Source organism: Vibrio aestuarianus (assembly GCF_012395185.1).
Lineage (GTDB): Bacteria > Pseudomonadota > Gammaproteobacteria > Enterobacterales > Vibrionaceae > Vibrio > Vibrio aestuarianus.
This window is the reverse complement of sequence record NZ_JAAZTU010000048.1, coordinates 1-23,087: the sequence shown is the minus strand read 5'-3', so window position 1 is coordinate 23,087 and position 23,087 is coordinate 1. Positions and strand designations below refer to the sequence as shown.

The 23,087-nt window shown below is 42.6% G+C and carries 20 protein-coding genes and 1 pseudogene; 14 read left to right on the top strand and 7 right to left on the bottom strand.

The genetic code is table 11. From position 1 onward, the window contains the following. Positions 1-126 precede the first annotated feature (126 nt). Positions 127-870, top strand: coding sequence for a PilZ domain-containing protein (locus HGG78_RS17200; RefSeq protein ID WP_053311641.1), 744 nt, complete (start codon positions 127-129; stop codon positions 868-870). Between the two features lie 56 nt (positions 871-926). Here HGG78_RS17200 and gltS read toward each other — a convergent pair whose 3' ends face one another. Beyond that, positions 927-2,153, bottom strand: coding sequence for a sodium/glutamate symporter (gene gltS, locus HGG78_RS17195; RefSeq protein WP_053311640.1), 1,227 nt, complete (start codon positions 2,151-2,153; stop codon positions 927-929). Between the two features lie 666 nt (positions 2,154-2,819). Here gltS and HGG78_RS17190 point away from each other — a divergent pair. From HGG78_RS17190 to sstT, 5 genes are all read left to right on the top strand, one after another. Then, on the top strand, positions 2,820-3,740 hold the full coding sequence (locus HGG78_RS17190; protein ID WP_172533620.1) for a polyprenyl-phosphate transporter: 921 nt from the start codon (positions 2,820-2,822) through the stop codon (positions 3,738-3,740). Positions 3,741-3,884: 144 nt separating this feature from the next. Continuing rightward, positions 3,885-4,313 (top strand): hypothetical protein, encoded by a 429-nt coding sequence (locus HGG78_RS17185; protein ID WP_172533619.1) that lies wholly within the window; start codon positions 3,885-3,887, stop codon positions 4,311-4,313. Next, positions 4,310-4,915, top strand: a complete 606-nt coding sequence (locus HGG78_RS17180; protein ID WP_172533618.1) for an SCO family protein — start codon at positions 4,310-4,312, stop codon at positions 4,913-4,915. The genes HGG78_RS17185 and HGG78_RS17180 overlap by 4 nt, the downstream gene beginning before the upstream one ends. A gap of 1 nt (position 4,916) precedes the next feature. Further along, positions 4,917-5,360 (top strand): copper chaperone PCu(A)C, encoded by a 444-nt coding sequence (locus tag HGG78_RS17175; protein ID WP_171980058.1) that lies wholly within the window; start codon positions 4,917-4,919, stop codon positions 5,358-5,360. Positions 5,361-5,844: 484 nt separating this feature from the next. Then, positions 5,845-7,062, top strand: coding sequence for a serine/threonine transporter SstT (gene sstT, locus HGG78_RS17170; protein ID WP_168524336.1), 1,218 nt, complete (start codon positions 5,845-5,847; stop codon positions 7,060-7,062). 54 nt (positions 7,063-7,116) lie between these two features. Here sstT and HGG78_RS17165 read toward each other — a convergent pair whose 3' ends face one another. From HGG78_RS17165 to lamB, 3 genes are all read right to left on the bottom strand, one after another. Further along, positions 7,117-8,268 (bottom strand): tetratricopeptide repeat protein, encoded by a 1,152-nt coding sequence (locus HGG78_RS17165; protein WP_172533617.1) that lies wholly within the window; start codon positions 8,266-8,268, stop codon positions 7,117-7,119. Positions 8,269-8,631: 363 nt separating this feature from the next. Further along, positions 8,632-9,540: a MalM family protein gene (locus tag HGG78_RS17160; RefSeq protein WP_172533616.1), complete on the bottom strand. Its 909-nt coding sequence runs from the start codon at positions 9,538-9,540 to the stop codon at positions 8,632-8,634. Between the two features lie 72 nt (positions 9,541-9,612). Then, entirely contained in the window at positions 9,613-10,941 is a 1,329-nt protein-coding gene (gene lamB, locus HGG78_RS17155) for a maltoporin LamB (protein WP_172533615.1), read from the bottom strand. Between the two features lie 477 nt (positions 10,942-11,418). Here lamB and glgX point away from each other — a divergent pair, with 477 nt between their 5' ends. After that, positions 11,419-13,401, top strand: a complete 1,983-nt coding sequence (gene glgX, locus HGG78_RS17150; RefSeq protein WP_053311632.1) for a glycogen debranching protein GlgX — start codon at positions 11,419-11,421, stop codon at positions 13,399-13,401. Positions 13,402-13,526: 125 nt separating this feature from the next. Here the strand turns inward: glgX and ulaG are convergent, their stop codons facing one another. Then, positions 13,527-14,594, bottom strand: a complete 1,068-nt coding sequence (ulaG, locus tag HGG78_RS17145; protein WP_053311631.1) for an L-ascorbate 6-phosphate lactonase — start codon at positions 14,592-14,594, stop codon at positions 13,527-13,529. A 128-nt stretch (positions 14,595-14,722) separates the two neighbouring features. Then, positions 14,723-15,478: an HTH-type transcriptional regulator UlaR gene (gene ulaR / locus HGG78_RS17140; protein ID WP_053311630.1), complete on the bottom strand. Its 756-nt coding sequence runs from the start codon at positions 15,476-15,478 to the stop codon at positions 14,723-14,725. A gap of 390 nt (positions 15,479-15,868) precedes the next feature. On the opposite strand from ulaR, the gene HGG78_RS17135 reads away from it, so the two are divergent. The 7 genes from HGG78_RS17135 to HGG78_RS17105 all read left to right on the top strand — a co-directional run bounded on the left by HGG78_RS17135 (position 15,869) and on the right by HGG78_RS17105 (position 21,852). Next, on the top strand, positions 15,869-17,629 hold the full coding sequence (locus HGG78_RS17135; RefSeq protein ID WP_168524341.1) for a PTS ascorbate-specific subunit IIBC: 1,761 nt from the start codon (positions 15,869-15,871) through the stop codon (positions 17,627-17,629). A 61-nt stretch (positions 17,630-17,690) separates the two neighbouring features. Next, positions 17,691-18,170 (top strand): PTS sugar transporter subunit IIA, encoded by a 480-nt coding sequence (locus HGG78_RS17130; protein ID WP_053311628.1) that lies wholly within the window; start codon positions 17,691-17,693, stop codon positions 18,168-18,170. 10 nt (positions 18,171-18,180) lie between these two features. After that, positions 18,181-18,873 carry an L-ribulose-5-phosphate 4-epimerase gene (locus HGG78_RS17125; RefSeq protein ID WP_168524342.1) on the top strand — a complete coding sequence of 231 codons (693 nt, stop codon included), beginning with the start codon at positions 18,181-18,183 and terminating at the stop codon, positions 18,871-18,873. A gap of 5 nt (positions 18,874-18,878) precedes the next feature. After that, entirely contained in the window at positions 18,879-19,700 is an 822-nt protein-coding gene (locus tag HGG78_RS17120; RefSeq protein ID WP_172533614.1) for a Cof-type HAD-IIB family hydrolase, read from the top strand. A gap of 5 nt (positions 19,701-19,705) precedes the next feature. Next, complete coding sequence (locus HGG78_RS17115; RefSeq protein ID WP_171980067.1) at positions 19,706-20,353, top strand: 3-keto-L-gulonate-6-phosphate decarboxylase UlaD; 648 nt, start codon at positions 19,706-19,708, stop codon at positions 20,351-20,353. 8 nt (positions 20,354-20,361) lie between these two features. Further along, positions 20,362-21,243 (top strand): L-ribulose-5-phosphate 3-epimerase, encoded by an 882-nt coding sequence (locus HGG78_RS17110; RefSeq protein WP_172533613.1) that lies wholly within the window; start codon positions 20,362-20,364, stop codon positions 21,241-21,243. Positions 21,244-21,429: 186 nt separating this feature from the next. Continuing rightward, positions 21,430-21,852, top strand: a complete 423-nt coding sequence (locus HGG78_RS17105; RefSeq protein WP_053311623.1) for a hypothetical protein — start codon at positions 21,430-21,432, stop codon at positions 21,850-21,852. Between the two features lie 61 nt (positions 21,853-21,913). On the opposite strand, the pseudogene HGG78_RS19040 reads toward HGG78_RS17105, so the two are convergent. Further along, positions 21,914-22,102: pseudogene (locus HGG78_RS19040) on the bottom strand (N-acetylglucosamine-binding protein GbpA); the annotation flags it as partial. Between the last annotated feature and the right edge of the window lie 985 nt (positions 22,103-23,087).

Genomic DNA, 23,087 nt, shown 5'->3' with positions numbered 1-23,087 from the left:
TTGAGATTGTGTAGTAGCGATAAAGTGCAGCGCTAAATCGACAATAGACTAGTCGGCGGCAGCGGCAGATGTGTATAAGAGAAAAATATAATGGAAATGCAGCTACTGCATCATGGAGAGTAGAAAATGAATTCGCAGTCGGCAGTGCTAAAGGGCGAACAGAGCCCAAATAGAACAACGGAACGTAATAAAACGTTGTCAACACTCAACAGCACTGATGCACTGTCAATGGTTGAACACGGCAGTGAGTTAACCTTAAGCATAACAACCCCCGTTGGCACCAAGTTCATCTGTAAAACTCCGTTCATCGGCACCCATTCAAACACTTATATTCTGATTGAAATACCTAAAATTTCCGCTGACGATTTGGCTTTTTTCTTCCAAGAAGGTTTTTGGGTCAATGTACGTGCGATTTCCCCTCGAGGAGAAGGCGCAATGATCCACTTTCGTAGCCAATTAATGAATATATTGCAAGAGCCAGTTCCACTTGCGATGCTTTCGATCCCAAACACTATGCAAGTCACTCAGCTACGTAAAGAAGCCCGTTATGATGTGAATTTGGTTGGTAAAGCAATCGTCGGTACTCATAAATCAGATTGTGAAGTACGTGATCTCTCTAAGAGTGGCTGTCGTTTTGTTGCACCACCGCTTGGACGAACTTTCCAAGTCGGCGACAAAATTAGTATCGAGCTTTTTGCCGACTCCCGTGGCAGTAAAGTTTTCGCGCCCTTAGTTGGTAAAGTTTGTAACTTACAGCGCTCACTGCACTATGCTCGTTATGGGATTCAATTTGATGAAGAAGGCGTGAAAAATGCGAAGAACTTACTCGGCCAACTAAAATTTGATGGTACGAAACTCACCTTAAAATAGCGCCATGAATTATGCGATCAAAAAAAGCCCTAGCACATTGCTAGGGCTTTTTGTTTCTAGCCTACAAAGGAAATATAGCCTTGAATAATGATTAAATTAACAATATCAATAAAGAAAGCTCCCACGATAGGCACAACCATAAAAGCCTGCGGAGAAGGTCCGTAACGCGTAACAAGCGACCCCATATTCATCACTGCGGTCGGGGTGGCGCCTAAGCCAAAACCACAGTGCCCGCCAGCCATAACGGCGGCATCATAATTTGAGCCCATCACTTTAAACGTCACAAAGTAAGCAAAAATACCAAGCACTACCGACTGCACCGCTAAAATCACGAGAAATGGAATCGCTAAATCAAAGATATTCCACAATCTCAAGCTCATCAGCGCCATGGCTAAGAAGAGTGATAAAGAAACCGTACCTAAAATATCAACCGTTTCTGCATCGACTTTATGCAGCTTGGTAACTTCGAATACATTGGTAATAAATACACCAATGAATAGTGCGTAAACGAAATCTGGGATCATCAGCCATTTGACATCAAACGTACTCACCCATTGTTCTAGATACTTAGCACCAGTGACACAAATCAACAAAATAAACAGCACTTCAATCACTTTCTTCGCTGTCACTTTATCTTCTTCGTATTCGTTGTAAGTAACGAGCTCAGGGAATTTATCGTGTGTTTTCGTGCCTCGGCCGTACTCTGACTCAAAGCCATTTTTATTGATCAATTTTTGCGCAACAGGACTGCCGATAATGCCACCAATAATCAAACCAAACGTAGCTGAAGCCATCGCTATTTCTAAAATATTGGTCATTCCATAATTATCGGTAAAGGTTTGTGCCCACGCAGCACCAGTGCCATGCCCACCAGACAAGGTGATAGAACCAGCAATCAAACCCATCAACGGATCAAGACCTAATGCCGTTGCCAACGAAACACCCACACCATTTTGAATAATGATATAAAACGAAGCGACACCCAGAAAAAGAAACACCTTAGCGCCCCCTTTCATTAACTGAGTGTAGTTAGCTGCAAGGCCAACAGTACTAAAGAACATCAACATGAATGTGTTCTGCAACGGAAGAGAAAACTCTAAATCTAAACCATTAAAATGCAAAAAAGTGATAGCTATAGCTACAATCAAACCACCCACAATGGGTTCCGGAATATTGAATTTTTTCAGAATAGGCAGTTTTGTGTTAATGAAGTGGCCTAAAAAAAGCACGCTAATAGCGATTAGGAAAGACTCTAGTGGCCCAATGGAAATTAAATGATGCATATAACCTCTTACTATTGCTTCACTCATCTTCCTTAATGAGCGACGAATTCAGGACATTTGAACGTAACGAATTCGAAAAAAATACGACTGACCGATGCGGCTCATCCTCATAAATATGTTGAATAATCAACGATGTTACGGTGTTTAAATATGGGGTTGACGGACACGTAAGCTATAATGCTTAGGTCGACAGATGACTAAAACCCTAGTTGAAATTACCCAATAAAGGCAATCAGTGGGGAAGCCAGAGTTGTGTATCATACCTAATAGAAAAAAAAAGAGCCAACCGCAATAGTGCGATTGGCTTATATATAGTGTGAACAAACTCATTCACTAACAACGTCAGTTGGCTAGGTGACCCTCGGCTTTAAGAAGGGTCATCTACAACAATGCATGATGCATGCCAACTTTTAAACTGGTCTTTTTTGAGGTTAAATCACATAAAATCACCCTAAATCAGCACCACCCTTGCAAATTGCAAATTGCAAATTGCAAATAAGCTGCAAAACAATACTCATTTAGTTGCAATCAAACAATGAGAAGCTACCAAAATGAGATCATCGATGATATTAGGTCAAATCCAGAATGGGTAAATGTATTGCGCAAGCATTTTGCCATTATTTCAGTATATACTTCGCACCACATTTTCCAGATTACGCAGACACAATGAATTATTTCAGTACATTTTTAAAAGGAATGGCGATGGGTGCCGCAGACGTTGTTCCTGGTGTTTCCGGTGGTACTATTGCCTTTATCACCGGTGTTTATGATACACTTCTCGAAAGTATTCGCCGTATTAACCCGAGCGTGCTAGGCCTATGGAAACGAGAGGGGTTTGTTGCTGCTTTTAATCATATTAATGGCTTCTTCCTCATTGCATTATTTGGCGGTGTATTCACAAGCATTCTTTCGCTCGCGAAACTTATCTCGTGGCTACTCGCGACCCACCCCATTCCTATTTGGTCATTTTTCTTTGGTCTGATTATTGTTTCTGTTTTTCATATTTTAAAACAGATTGAACAGATCAAGTTTTCACGATTAGTTCTGTTTTTACTCGGTATCGCTTTCGCCTACAGCATAACAGTGCTCAACCCGATGCAACTCGAACCGACCGCGATTAACATTGTTATCGCTGGCTCTATCGCAATATGCGCAATGATCTTACCGGGCATTTCCGGCAGTTTCATTTTGCTTTTAATTGGTATGTACGCACCAGTACTCGGCGCAGTCAAAGCAATGCAGATCGATATATTGGCCCTTTTTCTGATGGGGTGTGTACTCGGTTTACTTAGTTTCTCTCATATCTTGTCTTGGTTACTCAAACGCTTTAGAGACTTAACGTTGATTTTTCTAACCGGGCTAATGGTTGGCACATTGCCAAAAATTTGGCCCTGGAAAGAAACCATTACATGGCGTATTAATTCCCACGGAGAACAAGTGCCTTTAGTTGAGCATAATTTATCACCTTTTGAATTTGAGGCCATAACCTCGCAACCCTCGCAATGGCCACTCGCTATTGTGCTCATGCTATGCGCTGTTGCCTTGGTGCTTGGTTTAGAGAAATACGCAAAACACCACAAAGTATAAATCTCCATTGTTAATGATGAAAGTAAGGTGGGAAAATTCACCTTACTATTCTTGATTGAATCCACACTTTCCCTATTTGTAGCAACGACTTAGCTACGTCTGTGATAACATTTGTGCTTTACGGCCGCCTGGAATCTCAACTCAATGCATCATGCAATAAAAATTTGTGCCCTTGCCCTTGCTTTATTCGCAGGCTATTTCAGTAGTGACATCCTACATTGGCTCTCTTCCTATTCAACACAACGAGATATCAGTCAATATTGCCAACTGTCTAGCAAACCATGCCAACAAGGTGAGGTATCGATGACATTAGCACAGGACACCTCTCAACCACTTGTGGCCAATACTTTAACGGTCGATTGGCCAAAGGCTCAAAGCGATAAGCTCGTTCTGTCGTTAAAGGGGTTAGAGATGGATATGGGCATCGCTAAGTATGTACTAACAAAAAATGAGAATGGGTTATATACCACCGAGGTGATACTTCCTGTATGCACCACTGAACAAATGACTTGGATTGGCGACTTATCTGATGGCTCAACTCAAGTTTTCCCTGCAATAAGGATGGAAAGATGAGTAAAAACTGGTCACTAATTTTGGTCGTTGCCTTTACCTGCGGCTTAGGTTTAAAAGCGTATTTTGATTCACAGCAACCATCAGACAGCATAGAAGCGAAAAACAATGCTGATGTGGTGGTGTTTGGCAAAGACAACAAACCCGTCGCCATTTTTGACCCGCAAGACCCACGAATACGTATTGTTTATTTTGGCTTTACACGTTGTCCAGATGTTTGCCCAACATCACTTGCCATGTTGTCTGGAGCGCTGAACCAAATTGATGACGATACCAAGGCCAAACTGCGTCCGATGTTTATTTCCTTGGATCCTGAGCGTGATGGCGCTAATGATTCTCATCAATACGCGCAATATTTTCACCCGATGATTGAAGGGTTATCTGCTCCCTTGGAAATAACCACGCCATTGGCGCATCACTATGGTGTTATCTTCCGCAAGACCGAACTCAAAGGCTCAGAGCTCAAATACACCTTAGACCACAGCTCCTATTTCTACTTTTTACAACCCGATGGAACACTGATCACCAAAGTCCCTCATACGCTTTCACCAGAGCCTATTGTGGAAGCCATCAAAACAATAACGACTTCATCAGAAGGAAAATAACATGAAGCTCAATACACTATTGCTAGCAACCTTAGCCCTTAGTCCATTCGCTTACGCAAAATCGGATATCATGGCTCATCACCTTTACGCGCGAGCTACCGCACCAACAGCAACAACCAGCGCTGTTTTTGCTCAAATTATGAATAACGGCGACCAAGATCGCTTTATTGTATCCGCCGAAACTGATGTAGCCGGCAAAGTGGAATTACACGATGTTATTACCGAAGGCGATGTGATGAAAATGCGCCAAATTCCACAATTCAAAGTACCTGCACAGGGCAAACTTGAACTCAAACCAGGCAGCTTTCACATCATGCTACTTGACCTGAAAAAACCACTCGCCGAAGGTGAAGAAATTAATGTTGCACTCACTTTTGCAAACGGTGAACAACAAATGCTTACCGTACCAGTGAAAAAAGTTATGAACGGTATGGCGCACCATTAATATGAAAAAGGGATGGGGAAACTCATCCCTTTTATTACTCACCACCTCACCAATAGATAACCGATATCCTTCATCTAGCTAACCTAGCAACTCGACCTCAACAATGACTGACACGCCCTAAGCCCTCTGCCTTGCAATTAATAGCTACATTTCATTTACATTTCATCCATTTTTGATTGCATTTAGGTATATTCGTTAATTATTTATGCTAATTATCAATTAATTCTAGACACATTATTTTGGGTGGCTAATATTGTTCCCTTCAGGGGAAACCACTGAAGTCACTATAACTCAATATATCAACGAACACTGAAGCTATAGAGTCATCTCATGACCTTCAGGTAAACAGGAGATATACCCAAACAACTTGAAGTTGTAGGTAGGCGGCGAGTGAGTTCATCTCCATTAGGGATAAGTGAATGTAGCCAGCACCGCTGCGGCTTCAAATGGGAATGGTATAACTCGATTTATTTCAGGGATAACTATGCAAAGCAACAATATCTTCGCCCGTTTTGCGCGTGGCAATTTGGTTCTGCAAATACTCACCGGTATCGTTCTCGGTGGACTATTAGCAACCATTTCACCAGACTACGCCCAAAGTGCGGGCTTACTTGGTAACCTTTTTGTTGGTGCACTAAAAGCGGTTGCACCAATCCTCGTTTTTATTTTAGTTGCGGCGTCAATCGCGAACCAAAAGAAAAACCAACACACTTATATGCGTCCAATCGTAGTGCTCTACCTTGTTGGCACCTTTACCGCTGCGCTAACCGCTGTCGTACTGAGCTTTATGTTTCCAACGACATTAACGCTTGTTGCTGGCGCAGAAGGCACAACACCCCCTCAAGGTATTGCAGAAGTATTAAATACACTGCTATTCAAACTAGTTGATAACCCAGTGAATGCGCTGATGAGTGCTAACTATATTGGCATTCTAGCTTGGGCTGTTGGTCTTGGTTTAGCGCTTCACCATGCATCAGCGACAACCAAAGCGGTATTTGAAGACTTAAGTCATGGCGTTTCGCAAATTGTGCGTTTCATCATTCGCCTTGCGCCGTTTGGTATTTTTGGTTTAGTGGCATCAACATTTGCAACAACTGGTTTTGAAGCACTTGCTGGTTACGCTAACCTTCTTTTCGTATTGCTTAGCGCGATGTTAGTCATCGCTTTGGTAGTCAACCCAATCATTGTCTATGTGAAAACTCGCCAGAACCCATACCCGTTGGTTTTCCAATGCCTACGTGAAAGTGGCGTTACCGCGTTTTTCACTCGTTCAAGTGCGGCAAACATCCCCGTCAATATGGCGTTATGTGAAAAGCTAAAATTGGATGAAGATACTTACTCTGTATCTATTCCTCTAGGTGCAACCATTAATATGGCAGGCGCAGCCATCACCATCACGGTATTAACATTAGCGGCAGTAAATACGGTTGGTATTGAAGTTGATCTTATGACCGCGCTATTGCTGAGTGTAGTCGCAGCCGTTTCAGCTTGTGGCGCATCAGGCGTAGCAGGTGGTTCACTACTGTTGATCCCACTGGCGTGTGGCTTGTTTGGCATCTCTAATGATGTCGCAATGCAAGTAGTAGCCGTTGGCTTCATTATCGGTGTAATTCAAGACTCTGCCGAAACTGCACTGAACAGCTCAACAGACGTAGTATTTACTGCTGCGGTTTGCCAAGCCGAACACAATAAAGGCGCTTAAATCGCCCATAAAAAATCCCCAGCAACTTGTCTGGGGATTTTTATTTTACACTCTCTATCGATCGATAGAAGTACTGGAAAAGTCCAATGGAAAAGGAACATCCTTCTGTGGACTCGCATTTTCCGGAGAAGATGGATTGTCATCCAACAAACTTTCTCCTGAGTGACTGAATAGATTGTCATCCTCAGCCAGTTCCCCTTTCTGTGGAATATGAATACCACGCTTATAAAGCTTGTTCAGTGCTTTGATAATGGAATGCTTGCTGACCGTCCCTGCGCCGATTTTCTTCATTAAAGGTTTCGCCAGAGATTGTAGCCCTACCACAGAATCCACACCAATACGTGAGCCAATTTGATCTCGAAGCACCTTGGCTGGCTCATAACTAAAATGTGCCGATAAAAAAAGCCAAATGTACGCAATCGCGTTACCATTAGGTCCTTTGTCTATCCATGCTTCCCCTGCATGGTACATGGCTTCAGCATTGCCCTTTTCTGAAGCGCGCTCTAACCAATAGCACGCTTTGTTGTGATCCATTACTACCCCAACCCCTTTCAGGTAGTTAAGCCCTAGCTTCATCTGCCCTAGTGGGCTATTTAACTTTGCTGCTTTTGAAAACCAAAACGTAGAGTCCGAAGGAGCGGGGGCAATGTTATCGTGAGAGACACACCAATCCCCCATAAAGATGATCGCTTCAATTAACTCATCTTCTGCCGCTTCTTCAATCAAACTGACGCCTTTGGCGACATTGGCTTCAACGCCTCGACCATTCACCAAAGCGATACCCGTTTCATATTTGGCCGTGCTATTTCCTTCGAGCCCTGCAATATAAGTTTGCCAAAATTTCGCTTTTTGTCTGAGGATCAGATCATCACGAAACTTTTGACAAATGCGCACAACCCCATACATGCCGGTAATGTTGTCGTAATTTGCTGCTTTGTCATACCAATACATGGCTTCTTTTATATTGGTACGCTCCGCCTCTTTGGCTAAATATAAAATGGTCGGAACGTGGCCCGTTTCTGCTTTAAATAAACGATCTTGTCTATCTTGCTCGCGTGACTTTTCAATCGCTTTACGATAGGCGATCTCTCTTGCTTTTCGCTCTTCTTCTAGCCGCTTTTTGCGCAGCGATAGAGACAGCATCCATACAAAAATAAGGATGAGTGATAGTCCGGTTGCGCCAATGGCAATCCCAATAGTGCTCATTTAATTCAAATCTTATTTAATTGATTAATGTCATTATCGACCATTTTCCTCAATATTTGAGAAAAACTGACGGTTATCGATGCTTTTTACGCAAATAGTGTGGCGATAATCAGCCACACCATCAAAATTGTAGAAACGTATTGAACGATAGTACCGCACTCTTTTACAGAGTGTTATGTGCAATTGTACTAAATGCGCAATAGTTTGTAGTTTGGGGGAATGGAAGATTGAAGAAACAAGAAAACGCATCAGATGAGGTGCGTTTCAACAAGCACACCGAGGTTATTCTTTCCCAGCTTTAATTGATTTCTGAGGCAAAAAAACAAAGGCGTCCCAACAGGAACGCCAATAAAAAATCATGAGTTATTTAGCATTGATGGCTTTTACAAACACTTCTTGTGCACCCTCGATACCTAGCGCTTTCGCTTCGTCAAGTAGGCTAAGTGCTTTATCTAGCATTCCAACATTAACCGCATTTTCAATGCTAGAAAGATAGAACTGTTGCTGCTCAGCCGAAAGAATAACCGAGTTGTCATTCGTGGTGAGTCCGGTCGCAATAACCGTTGCAGTTTGCACACTTGGTTTCTCTTGCGCTGCTAGCTCATCTTTAAACTTTTGTTGCGCCGTATCGGTACTCGAAACCGTTACTGCGTCTTGAACAACAATAGCACTATCAACTTTAGCGACAATACTCAGCTCACCAAATTGAGAGTGAGGAATTTTAGGGTTAGGGACATCCGGCGGATAGTTTCCTCTCGCAATTGCATCAAGCTTAACAGGATGTAGCACCTCTGACTCGCCAGAAAGCAATTCAGGTGTTGTATAGATGAGTAGTTTAACGCGCTGTTTTCCTGCAGGTTGAATAGTGACTTCAGTTGTTAAACGATCCCCTTCAAAACCGTAGGCATGCTTGTACTCGAAATCTTCTGTTCCAAACGATTTCAGCACTTGATTGTTTTCATTCAGCAGTAGCGCATTCGGATAGAGAACCGTTTTCTTAAAGTGGCTTATGATCTCTAGCTCAAGTTCTTTCCCCTGCGTATCAATATTGAAAGCAGCGATAGAACTTATACCCGTTGGAAGCTCAAGACGTTGATTGTTTTCATCAATTGAGAAGTTAACCCGCTTAGTAGGCTCTACATCAACCCAATGTATCTGAGCGTATGACTCAACAATTTGTGATGCATTACTAGCGTCAAATACAATCGTTTCCGTAGTGGTACAACCCATCAAGGCGATACTGATCGTGCAGCCCAGTACTAAATGTTTCATTGGAACCTCTTTCAGACGAAAAAAGCCGACTCACTATAAGCCGGCTTAGATTTATGGACTTAGGAAACTATATTACCACCAAGCTTCCATTTGAATACCAACGCTGAACTCAGAATCGTCAGTACCTTTTGCAAAGCTGTCTGCTTCATGATCCATGAAGTAAGAACCGTAGATACGGATTTCAGGACGAGCCCAGAAGCTAGATCCTGCTGACCATGCTTGTGCAACAGTTAGCTTAGAACCTGCAGCGTCCGTCTTTGTGCCAGATAGTTTAGTTTCATCAGCAAAGTAACCCGCTTCAAATACAGTTTTCATGTTCTCATCCCATTTGTACACTGGACGAACAACCGCATTGTAGGCTGTGATGTCACCAACGTTGGTATCAGATGCTTGAGCGTACATTACTACGTGGCCTAGTTCCCATGACTCACCTAGACCAATTACACCCCAGTTGATGATACGGAAACCATCAGCATCGTTGTTGCCACCACTGCGGTCATACCAACCACCGCCACCGTACGTAGCCATTTGCTTACCGTATGATGCAGTACCGTATTGAAGAACGGTTTGGTTGAAACCGTTTGATAGACCTTGACCAATCACTGCAGTTAAAAGAACGCCGTCATCAGCTTGAACTTTTTGGTTCTTCGCTTCAGAAGCAAAATCGTAAGCAACCGCTAGCTCTAAGTTAGCATTTTCCCACAAGTTGATACCTGCGTAACGAAGGTCAAATGTGTAGCCAGAAACTGTTTCGTCTTTAGTCTTAGTAACTGTTTTGTAGTTATTGGCATCACTCTCGATTGCAAGCTCACAAGCTTTGTCACCTTTACAGTTTGCAAATGCTTTAGAGCCATTATCAGTAAGAACGCTTTCAAAACCATCATCAACCTTTTGGCTACCGTCATCATGCATTACAGCCACAGAAAGTTTACCACCACCTACAGATAGGTTTTCGATACCACCACCAGCACCACCTGATGTATCTAGGAAGTAGAAGTCAGTGATATGAATATCTTTACGTTGGTAGTAACGCTGACCAGCCCAAAGGACAGCTTCTTTATCTGATTCGAAAAGGCCTTTAGCTTGAACATTCATAACACGTAGAGCGTTAGAATTGCCTTCCCAGTTATTGTTACCAGCCTGACCGTATGCAACCAATGTTTCTAGGTTGAACGTCACGTCGTCTTTGTTGTACAACTCAGCGTTAAGACCAATTTCTGCATATAGGTCGTCTTCGTTGCCTAGACGGCCTACTTTGTTCTTCTCATAAGTTACATGAGAACCTTCGCCACTCAGACCAACGCCACCACGAGCATAACCGTGGAAATCTACGCTAGCTGCGAATGCGCTAGCTGATAAAGTAGCGGCCACTGCGGCAGCAATTACACTTACTTTTTTCATTCTTAACTCCATTAAGGACGATTTATATTTATTGGAAAATTTTAATTACGGACAATATTTAAAACTTTCTCTCTTCTCCTATTGGAACCTGCAAGGCAGTTGACAGATAGAACCCAAAAGAAGAGGTAAGACGGGACTAGGTCCCCAGTTGTTTCAACGATGAGAAGATTACTAAAGGCGTAAGGGGATGGCTTCCTCCACCCTAAAGTTATTTAAGGGGGAGGAGAAAGGATGAGAAATTTTACAGTATGGTGTTTTTGAATCATCGATCACGTATTTCAGGGGGAGGAGATCAATTACTTCTGACAAAAGGAAATACAAAATGCATAGCTGATCACTATTTCACTACAATTAGCTAATGAAAATGAAATAAAATTACATCGACATTTTATTCATTAGACGCTTGACCTAGTAACAACAAAGCTTTTTACTTAAACCGACGACGATGTGAAGCGACATAACAATAAAGATAACCTTATGAAAAGTACTATTTCTAGCCCTCACCCATTAGGAGCAACCGTTGACGAAGCGGGTTGTAACTTTGCTATTTATGCTCCGGCTAATAAACAACTTTTACTCGCACTCTTTGATGAAGAGGGTAATTACGCAACACATGCATTAGACAATGAATATGCAGGTATCCAACACACCTATATACCAAACGTAAAAGCAGGTCAGAAATATGGGTATGTAATCTTAAATGAAGAAGAGCCGCACTATATTTCAGACCCCTACGCAAAAGCGATAGACAAAAACTTAGACTACAAAACCCCTTTTAGTTCCAAAAAAAGTTTTCAGTTGCCGAAATGTATCGTGATTGATGATCGCTTTGATTGGCAATCTAGCACTAAACCTAATATTCCACGCGATGAAACGGTTTTGTTTGAAACGCATGTCAAAGGGGTGACGCAATGCAATCCTGAGATTGCTAAAATGCTGCGAGGAACGTATTTAGGTTTGGTTAGCGATGAAATGCTGCAATTTTATCGCCAGCAAAATATCACCACATTACAGCTTCTACCTGTTGCCGCATGCATGCATGAGCCTCATCTTTTAGATATGGGAAAAGTGAATTATTGGGGCTATAACCCCTACTTATTTATGGCACCCGATCCACGCTATGCCCAAAATGATGCAGTCATTGAACTAAAAACGACCATACGAGAGCTGCATAAACACGGTATTGAGGTGATATTAGACGTGGTATATAACCACACAGCTGAAGGTGGCGAAGATGGTCCAGTGTTTAATTTAAAAGCACTCGATCCTAAATACTACCTTAAGCATGGCCAGCATTACGCGAATTTTACTGGCTGTGGTAATACGGTTGATCTTTCTTATCAACCAGCGCTTAACCTTGTCATGGACACACTACGCTACTGGGTTAGCGAGTATAAAGTGGATGGCTTTCGCTTCGATCTCGCGGCAACGCTTGGCCGTAATGGCGATAACTTCAGCCCAGATGCCGCTTTTTTCAAAGCCGTAGCCCAAGACCCTATTTTAAAACACATCAAACTTATCGCTGAACCGTGGGATATTGGGCCTAACGGATATCAAGTGGGTAATTTCCCGCTCGGCTGGAACGAATGTAATGACAAACTGCGTGATATTACACGTAGCTTTTGGCGTGGTGACCAAGGTTACCTGAAAGAATTTGCTACCCGTTTGATGGGTTCTCGTGACCTTTATAGCGCAGCAAATTGGCCATATAAACTCACAGTTAACTACATTACCTATCACGATGGCTTCACCATGCAGGACTTGGTTTCTTATAAACACAAGCATAATGAAGCGAACGGTGAGCAAAATCGAGATGGGCACGGCGATAACCGTTCAGACAACTATGGCACTGAAGGCGAAACCGAGAATATGGTGATCATCGCCACGCGTGAAAAGCAAAAACGTAATATGATGGCCAGCCTGCTTTTTGCATTTGGTATTCCACACATTCTGAGTGCAGATGTTCTTTCACACACCCAACAAGGCAATAACAATGCGTATTGCCAAGACAATGAGATCAGTTGGCTCAATTGGAGTATGACCGAGCGAAAAACCTATTTTAAAGACTGGCTAGCAGAGATGGTGGCAGCACGCCAAACCTACATGGTGCCCTTCATTCGCGCGTTTAGTGGCGAGGAACGAAATTGTAACCGCATTTTCTGGCGTCGTGTTGATGGCACCTTAATGGAGCATGATGATTGGAATCGCTTGAGCTCGGTCGCTCTGCATATGGGCATTGGTACAGACGGAGCGGAAATGCTTTATCTCATTAACCAAACTAACGCACCGGCTCGCTTTACCCTCCCTAGTGATCGCGACCAAAATTGGCAAGTCATTTGTGACACCAATCTGCGCAATGTACAGCCCGGTCATGCTGAAAATGAATTATTGCAATCACCAACTTCAATGACCATTTTGCACTATCAACCACCAGCACAAATAGAGCAAGTAATCCTTTAAGTACAACGTATTACTGTTACCTACCATTCTCTACGTGATGACTTAGAAATGATAGCAACTTCTGAAATCCGTGGGTTAGAATTGGAAAAAGAAAAGAGGCCGAATTCGGCCTCTTGTTGGTTACATTATAGAAACGCTTTATATGGCAATTCTGGCTCATCAACAAAGATATCGCGGAAGCCTCTAAAATGTTGGTAATGCATACGACCTTTATCTGTCGGGTAAGTATATTTACCGCCAACTTGCCAGAAGAACGGGGCAAAACCGTATTGCAGGCGATCTTTCTTCATTTGCCACAACACTTCAATTTCACGCGGGTCATTTTGGAAGTTCGCCCAAATATCATGATGGAATGGGATCACCACTTCACAATCTAATGATTCACCCGCACGTAAAATATCAGATGCGGTCATTTTATCGGTCACACCACGTGGATTTTCACCATAAGAAAGCAAAGCCACATCGATTTGATATTCATTACCGTGTTTAGCGTAATAGTTAGAGTAATGAGAATCACCAGAGTGATAAATTGAACCACCAGTGGTTTCGATTAAATAGTTGACGGCGCGGTCATTCATTCCATCTAAAATCGCTTTGTCGTAAGACGAAACCCCTTTAGGCAAAGTAACCAGAGCAGTTCGGTCAAACGAATCGAGCACTTTAATTTTCATATCGCCAATTTCAATACAATCACCGACTTTCGCAACAACGCAGCGCTCTTCTGGTACTCCCCAACCCAGCCATAAATTGACGCAAGCTTGCGGGCCAATAAATTTCACATGCTCACCACAGTTCTGCAATACCGCTGCCGCAACATTAATGTCAATGTGATCAGCATGGTCATGTGTTGCTAGCACCGCATCAATCTCTTTAATACCAAATGGGTCCATCACAAAAGGCGAAGTTCTGAGGTTAGGTTGCAGTTCTCGCACCCCGCCCATACGCATCATTTGGTGCTGAGGGTTCATCAATGCATTCTTTTGCGTTTTCTTACCGGTTCCGCACCAAAAGTCGATAGAAATATTGGTGTTCCCTTCTGTTTTCAGCCATACACCAGTACAACCAAGCCACCACATCGAGAAAGTATTGGCTTCCACAACCGTATTTTGGATCTCTTCATTTAGCCATGTTCCCCACTCTGGGAATGTATTAAGAATCCATGACTCGCGGGTAATTTCATTCACATTACTCATAACAATACCTTTTATTTCACAATAAGTTAGACAATTTTTAGGATGTAGGGAGCTAAGCGTCTTAATCTGAAATTAAGACACTGAGCCAATGTTTTATTTATTAGAATGGGTTAGAGAATAAACGTCATCTACACGAGCATGACCTCTATTCCTTGCTGTCGAAGTCCTTCAATGACATCGGGGTTGGCATCTTTACCCGTAATCACAATGTCAATTTTGTTCGCCGAGCAAAATAACATACCAGTTCGCTGCCCAATTTTTGAACTATCAACCACCACAACCAGCTTGCCAATCTGTTCAAGCATTTGTTGCTCTGCCACAGCAGTTAGCATGTCGGCTTTATACAAGCCATTTTCCGTTAAACCTTTGCCGCTGGTAAACATCCAATGGCCAGCATAACCACCTAACGCATCCGGTGCTGGGTTTAGGAAAATATTCTGAGCTTTGTTGTATTGACCTCCGATGATAATCACATCGTCATGATCTTCATTGATGAGATAGCTCGCGAGCGGGAAATAGTTGGTCACAATTTGTACATCTTGGCCGCATAGCTCTTGCCCAAGCAAGAAAGCGGTTGAGCCACAGTTGATCACCACACTATCGCCGGGTTTACACAACTTTGCCGCAGCCATCGCTACATTTGATTTCTCATGGAAATGATCCGTACTGTCAATATTGAGCGGAGTCCAAGCTCTTTTTTTAATCTCTAAACGCTCTGCGCCATTACGAACCTTTTTTAACTTACCTAGCTCATCGAGTTTCGAAATGTCACGCCTTGCCGTCGCAGGCGACACGTTAAATTTATCGATAATGTGCGCGACATTAATGGTCCGCATGTTATCCAGCAAAGACAGGATTTCATTATGTCTCTGTACTTCGTTCATGGTTATCACCTTATTTTTTCATCAAGTGATTACTTGGTGACTATTTATGATTTGTTTTGATTCTATTTCTCAGACCATATTATGTCAAACACTATGCAGATAAAATTTCCCTCCGGATCACAATAAGTCATAAGTAATTGATTTAACTTCAAATAAATAATTTTTAGTGACCTGTGTATCAAATAATACTTTCGCTTAACGGCAAAATTGATAAAAATCAAAATAATCACAAATGAGCATTGAATGATTACTTTTGATTGGTAAAGTCTATTTCGTGAGCAAAAACTGAATAAGATCATAACAATCTGATTTATTCACTCGAACCTACACCCAGCTTCTAGTAAGACGGGAATAAACATAACTACAAATACATAATCAAGGGGTAAAGATATGGAGTTCTTGTACGATATCTTCTACATTTTTTATAGCCAAGTCATGACTAAAGCACCTTTGCTGCTAGGCTTAGTCACCTTAATTGGATACTGGTTATTAAGAAGAGACGCGACCACCATCATCAAAGGATCAATTAAAACCATCGTTGGTTTTATGTTGGTTCAAGTCGGTGCAGGCACATTGGTTGCAGGTTTTAAACCTGTGATTGCTAAGCTGTCCGAATATCACGGTTTGACCGGGTCAGTGATTGATCCCTATACATCAATGATGGCAACTATGGAGATCATGGGTGATAACTACTCTTGGGTAGGCTATACCGTTCTTCTTGCACTCGGCATCAACATTCTTCTGGTCCTATTTCGCCGATACACGGGCATCCGCACCATTATGCTTACCGGGCACATCATGTTCCAGCAAGCTGGGTTGATAGCAGTGTTCTACCTAGTGCTAGGCACAAGCATGTGGGAAACCATCATCTATTCCGCAGTACTGATGGCATTGTACTGGGGGATCTCTTCAAACATCATGTTCAAACCAACCGAAGCGGTTACGGGTGGCGCAGGCTTCTCGATTGGTCACCAACAACAAGTTGCCTCTTGGATCGCCACTAAAGTGGCACCGAAATTAGGTGATAAAAATGAAAGTGTTGATCACCTAGAATTGCCTAAATGGCTGCATATTTTCCATGACAGCATCGCAGCAACAGCCATCGTGATGACGGTATTTTTCGGCATTATCTTGCTCTCTTTTGGCTTGGATAACCTACAAGAAATGGCAGGTAAGACCCACTGGTCTATCTACATTCTTGAAACGGGCCTGAAATTTGCGGTAGCCATTCAAGTCATTGTCGCTGGTGTGCGCATGTTTGTGGCTGAACTTTCTGAAGCGTTCAAAGGCATTTCAGAACGCGTGATCCCCAATGCGGTGTTAGCCATTGACTGTGCCGCTATCTATGCCTTTTCACCCAATGCGATGGTATTCGGTTTCATGTGGGGTGCTATCGGCCAATTTACCGCGGTTCTGGCGATGTTGGCATTTGATGCGCCAATCATGATCATTCCTGGCTTTATCCCGATGTTCTTCTCTAACGCAACGATTGGTGTGTTCGCCAACCACTTTGGCGGCTGGCGCGCAGTAATGAAGATCTGTTTTGTGATGGGTGTTATCGAAGTGGTTGGCTCTGCTTGGGCTATTCATATCTTCAACCAACACGGTACAGAGTTTAGTGGTTGGATGGGCATGGCTGACTGGGCATTGGTATTCCCTCCTATTATGCAAGGTTTGTCAGCGTCTAACTTGTTCTTCTTTGTCCTTGTAGCGCTAGCTGGTGTGTACATGTTCTTTGCTTCGAAACAACTTCGTGCTGAAGAAGACGCACAAGGCATGGTGCAAGTATCCGAAGAGCCAGAAGTAATGGCGGCAGTAGAGCAAGCAATTAAAGCGAGTGATGGCGTTCGCCCTGTCAGCATCTTAGCGGTATGCGGTAACGGCCAAGGTTCTTCGATGATGATGAAAATGAAAATTGGTAAATACTTAGAGAAAAAAGGAATTCCACACGTCATGGATTCCTGTGCTGTGTCTGACTACAAGTCAAAACTGGCCTCAACCGACATCATTGTATCGTCAAAACATCTATCTGGAGAGATGGAACCCGGTGACGGCAAATTTGTACTCGGTGTACAAAACATGCTTAACCCGAACTCTTTCGGTGATGAACTGCTCGATATTATCGACAAAAACTTTGTGACACTGAAATAACCCACTCAATACAAAAACAATAGGTGCCAGCCCGACTGGCACCACCTCTGGAGATAGAATTATGGGACTCAAACAGTCATTAATCGATAACAACTCGGTTCAACTGCAAGCATCAGCTAGCAACTGGAAAGAAGCGATCAAAATCGGTACCGATATGCTCATCGCCTCCGGTGCGATAGACCCACGTTACCACGATGCCATCATCAGCAGTGTTGAAGAATTAGGCCCTTATATTGTTATTGCACCAAACCTTGCCCTGCCCCATGCACGCCCTGAAAATGGTGTCATTAGAACCGCATTTGCCTTAGTGACACTCGACTCACCGATTTATTTTGATGGTGAAGATGAACCTGTCGATGTGCTGATCACACTGGCGGGAAGCTCTTCTGATGAGCATATGGAAGGGTTGATGGAAGTAACACAAGTGCTTGACGATGAAGAAAGCGAAAGCGGTGTCGATCTCGACAAACTGCGCCGTTGCCGTAGCAAAGATGATGTTTATAAAGTGATTGATGAAGCTTTAGCAGCTCAAATGGCTTAGTGAGGATATTATGTACAATGCATTGAAACAGCGAGTACTCGACGCGAACCTCAAACTACCCAAATATGGTTTAGTGACCTTTACTTGGGGCAACGTCTCTGAGATTGATCGCCAACTTGGTGTCATCGCCATTAAACCTTCGGGTGTTGAATACGACGGCATGGAAGTGGACGATATCGTTGTCGTCGATCTCGATGGTCATATCATTGAAGGTCACCTCAACCCTTCCAGCGATACCGCCACCCATATCGAACTTTATAAAGCATATCCAAGCATTGGTGGTGTGGTGCATACACACTCGCGCAGCGCCACTATTTGGGCTCAAGCCGGAATTGATATTCCAGCATTAGGTACCACGCACGCTGACTATTTTTACGGTGATATTCCTTGCACTCGCAAGCTTTCTTACGATGAAATCTCTGGTCCCTATGAGCAAAACACTGGGCTGGTGATCATTGAAGAATTCAAACATCGGAATATTGACCCAATGGCGGTTCCGAGTGTCATCGTGGCAGGACACGCCCCATTTTCATGGGGTAAAGATGCCAATGATGCAGTGCATAATGCGGTAGTACTGGAAGAGATTTCTGCGATGGCACTCGCGACTCGTTCGCTCAATAGTGGTATCAAGATTCAACCAGAGCTGTCTGATAAGCACTACCTGCGTAAACATGGCGACAACGCCTATTACGGGCAAAGGTAATCACTATGTATAAAGTCCTCGCATTGGATCTTGATGGCACCGTATTGACGGATGAACACACCATCCACCCCGAAGTCAAAATGGCCATTCAACAGGCGCAGCAGCATTGCCATGTAGTGATAGTTACCGGTCGCCATCATACAGCAGCAAAACCGTATTACTCAGAGCTTGGCTTAACCACACCTATTATCTGCTGTAATGGTACGTATATTTATGATTATCAAAAAGATCAAGTGCTCAGACACAACGCGATCGACAAACAAGATGCATTAACGTTTCTCTCACTGGCCAAAGAGTTTCAAATGAAACTGGTGATGTACGTTACCGATGCGATGACCTATTCCAACTGTAACCCGATTGCATACATGCAAGCACTGGAGAAATGGGCAAGCCAGTACCCTTCGGAACATCGGCCAAAGATCGAAAAAATCGATTCATTCAGTACTCGAGCCAAACAAGAGCTGTTCATCTGGAAATTTGTGGTCGAAGGGTTACCAAGCTCCATTGAACGACTGTCGCAACAAGCGTGGGTTAAAGAAAAATTCAACGGAGAACGTTCTTGGTCAAACCGAGTCGACTTTGCTGCAAAAGGTAACAATAAAGGGCTGCGTCTTGCAGAATATGTCGCCGACCTTGGTTATCACGCCAACCATGTTCTGGCGGTGGGTGACAACCATAACGACATTTCCATGCTTGAGTATGCAGGGCTTGGGGTGGCAATGCACAACGCCGATGACACAGTCAAATCACACGCAAAACTCATTTGTGCAACCAACAATAACCACGATGGGCTTGCCCGTCTGATACGTGACAAAATTCAAGGATAAATATCATGACCAAACCAATGATCCAAATCGCTTTAGACCAAACTGATCTTATCTCCGCTATTGAAGTAGCAAAAAACGTAGAAAGCTTTGTTGATGTTATTGAAGTAGGCACGATTCTCGCCTTTGCTGAAGGAATGAACGCCGTAAAAACCCTGCGCAACAACCATCCAGATCATATCTTAGTCTGTGATATGAAAACCACCGATGGCGGTGCTATTTTGGCTCGTATGGCATTTGAAGCTGGTGCCGATTGGATCACTGTATCAGCCGCAGCACACATAGCGACCATTGGGGCGTGTAAAAATATTGCCGATGAACTGGGTAGAGAAATTCAAATTGAAATCTACGGCAACTGGACCTTCGCAGATGCACAAGCGTGGGTTGATTTAGGCATCACACAAGCCATTTATCATCGTTCAAGAGATGCTGAATTGGCAGGAATCAGTTGGACCAATGAAGATCTAGAAAAAATGCATCAGTTGTCTGAGCTTGGTTTAGAGCTTTCCATCACTGGCGGCATCGTACCGGAAGATCTTTACTTATTCGAAGGCATCAAAGCCAAAACTTTCATTGCAGGACGCGCACTTGCGGGTGAAAAAGGAAGAGCAACAGCTGAAGCACTACGCGCTCAAATCGATCGTTTCTGGAACTAGGAGGCGTTATGTATCAACACTTGCAACGTCATCGCGTTGGGCTGTATGAAAAAGCGTTGCCTAACGCCTTTAACTGGGAAGAAAAACTGTCAGCAACCAAAGAACTTGGCTTCGATTTTCTCGAAATATCGGTTGATGAATCTGATGAACGCCGCCGTCGCCTAGACTGGGATGACGATACTATTTATACGCTACGCCGCTTATGTGAACAGTACCAAATACCATTGCAGTCAATGTGTTTAAGCGCACATCGCAAGTTTCCTTTTGGCTCAGCCGATCCAGCCATTCGTGAACAAGCAGTGCTGCACATGGAAAAGGCCATCACCTTAGCCTACAAATTGGGTATACGCACCATTCAATTGGCTGGTTATGACGTCTATTACGAACCAGCGAATAAAGCAACACATCAACGTTTTATTGAAGGCATGCGTCATGCGGCGAAACTGGCGGAACGAGCTGGGGTGATGTTAGCTGTTGAGATTATGGATACAAACTATCTTAACTCACTCAGTAAATTTGAAATTCTCAACCGAGATATTCAGTCACCTTATTTTACGGCTTATCCTGACGTTGGAAACATTTCAGGTTGGAATTATGATGTGTGCACAGAACTCGCACTGAGTATGCCTCACATCACGCAAATCCACCTTAAAGATACCTATTGTGTCACGTCTGAGTTTCCCGGGCAGTTTCGAGATTTGGTCATTGGCGAGGGAGAGGTTCACTTCGATGCTATTTTCCATACCTTAAAAGCAATACAGTGTGTCGTACCATTAGTCATTGAAATGTGGGCACACGATGATCAATGGAAACACAATATTCGAGTTGCCCAAGCCAGGCTAAACCAAGCTTGCGACTTTGCTGACTTACCACGTTTGTTCAACCTGTAAATAACTTAACAAAAACATGCTCCGAGGTCCTTCACCGCAGGGCCTATTTTATCCCCACTAGGGATTGTACAGCGCTCCCTCCCCCGAGAGCGCTGTACGTTTTCCTTAATACCATTGACATCACCAAGACAATCACGCAGAGTTGCCCCCTGCCTAACACCTTGATGCATAATGCTCGACTAAATAATGAAATTACTTCATCTACAACTATTCTGGTACGAAAAACATCACACTCTTTTAGAGATGGAAGATCTCCCAGTACTGACTCCAACACAAGAACAAGAACTGAAAGAGTGGGTAAAATGTCGTCGTAAAATCCTAAGTTACGAAGCGCACCAGCAACCTTGGGTCAAAGTAAACGTTGATGGTTTCTCTTCTACATTACATCTCAAACCTAACGGCACACTGGTTGAGCAAGATCTATTTAGTGAAAAAAAACTGCAAGGTTTATGGAAGGTCAACGATGGTTTCTTATTTATTAAAGTTATCAGCGGTGAGTTTATTGTTGAATACCAAATTGTTGGTAATACGCAACAAAATATTCATTGTGGTATTGAATATATCAATGGCCGATTAAGTACCTATAGCAAATTTATTCAAACCAAATAATAACCACCGCTGAAAAAAGTGGGCTTGAACTCTTAGTTTTCAACCATAGCCACTACTGGCTTTAATTCCATTTATCCCAAGCCATATTCCAATCAGAACCCGAACCTGGCTCATATTGATTAGAATATTCATTCCACTGAACACAGTAACCAGAGTTCGGGAATGGTTTGCACTGATAAATATGGCCATCTCTTGCTAATACTCTTGTACCAGCAACATAGTCTTCAAGATGTTCTGGGAATATGTAATCATGTTCATCGGCTGTTGGTGGTAGCGTTCCGTTGAAATCCACAGGGGCAAAAACCTTCAAGCGAAGATAATCACAATCACGATGTGGTGCCTCAAATACGTTACGAAGTCTATTGCCTATTTGACCTTCTGTAATAAAAACTCCCTCTTTAAAATGACACAACACATTATCACCATTCGGAGCATTTTTATCAAAAAGCGTTCCACTCAGAGTAAAACTATTATTGGGAGAGAGATTAACCTCACTGAATATAGATTGAGAATGAACTGCTAACTCAAAAGAATCTCGGTTATTTTGATCACTATCTACTGACCATATTTTTTGCATCGTCGGCTGGCCATTGATGGAGGTTAAAAAAATATCCCCGTAAACTTCAACTCGAGATTTTAAATGTATCAAAAACTCCATTCTATATGGAATAATCGACTCCACTCCTTTCTTAGAAGAGTGGATAATGTTTTCTGAAAAAAAACTGGATGAAAAAACACTGGATGAAAATAACATCATAAAAAACACAAAATACTTATCTAAACTTTTCATTTAATAAAACTCTAGCTGTCCATGGTAATAAAAAACACAAATCAAATATAACAATCTGTCAAAATCTAATGATGATTAAAGTATCAAAACTAATCGATATTTTTATGGGTCAATATCTCAATTAACACCATTTCACAAAAAAACACTTTTAGTAAAAAACAAACCATTATTTATATTTTTATTATTTACAATAACTTAGCGTATATGACACCTAAAGTGCAGCTTATCAAATGATACATTTATTAAACATTATGTAATATTGGTTCATACATTCACCAAACATTATGTAATATTAATTCATACATTTACCAAACACTGCGTACTATACGGTGAAAATTTTTCAGAGACTGCCTTAATCAGCATTAACATCAATAAAACAATTAGAAAATTAACCAAGCAATCAAAAATACACCATCTCGATAAACATATATGTTCACCTATATAT